The sequence below is a fragment of the Romboutsia sp. 13368 genome, from assembly GCF_018336475.1.
Taxonomy (GTDB): Bacteria; Bacillota; Clostridia; order Peptostreptococcales; family Peptostreptococcaceae; genus Romboutsia.
Genome location: NZ_CP048741.1, coordinates 1,332,364 through 1,333,276, shown reverse-complemented (window position 1 = coordinate 1,333,276; position 913 = coordinate 1,332,364). Strand labels below are relative to the sequence as shown.

The window sequence follows — 913 nt, the reverse complement described above, 5'->3', positions numbered from 1 at the left end:
GTAAAACTAGTATCATAAATAGAGTATTTTACATTATATGCAAGATATTCCTATTACTCCAGGTCCAGAGTGAGAGCATATTACACACCCTATATTAACAGTATAGATATTTTTAGCATTAGTCTTATTTAATAAAGTCTTATTTAATGTTTCTAAATCCTCATCATTATCTGTATATCCAAGGAATATAGTCTTATCAGATAAATCATCTCCATACTTTTCAGTTAAACAATTTACTAAAGCAGAAAAAGTTTGTTTTTTACCTCTTACTTGTGCCTTTTGAACTACTAAACCATCATTGACAGTAAGTATCGGTTTTATATTAAGTAAGTTTCCTAAAGCTGCTTTAGTAGAAGATATTCTACCACCTCTTTTTAAATACTCTAAAGTATCAACAGAGAAGAAAACATCMACATTATTTTTAAGATTTTCTAGATTTTCAACTATTTCTTCTACAGATAGTCCTTTTTCAACCATTTCACAAGCTTTTATAACAAGAACTCCAGATCCTAAAGAAAGATTGAAAGTATCAAATATAGTTATCTTACTATCCATATCATTTTTAGCAAGTACAGCACTTTGATAAGTTCCAGAAGCTGCTGATGAACCTGATAGATATAAAACTTCATCATCCTTATATTTTTCAAAGAATTCTATAAACTGAGCATATGTAGCTTGAGAAGTTTTAGGTAAAGTTTCATTTTCTCTAAGTATTTTATAAAAATCTTTATTGCTTATATCAACACCATCTAAATACTCATTTTCATTAAATATAACTGTTAGTGGAATTATGTCTATATTATATTTCTCTATTATTTCAGTTGGTAAGTTTACTATACTATCGCATAATATTTTAATCATTTATATAAATCCTCCAAATACTTCAATTATTTAAATAATATTTATACTAGCA

1 protein-coding gene is annotated in these 913 nt (G+C 26.6%); it reads right to left on the bottom strand.

What is annotated here, in order from left to right; all coding sequences use genetic code 11:
- Positions 1–33: 33 nt before the first annotated feature.
- A complete protein-coding gene (locus G3997_RS05405) occupies positions 34–861 on the bottom strand; it encodes a DegV family protein (protein WP_296644099.1) in 828 nt (275 codons plus the stop codon).
- Positions 862–913: the final 52 nt, after the last annotated feature.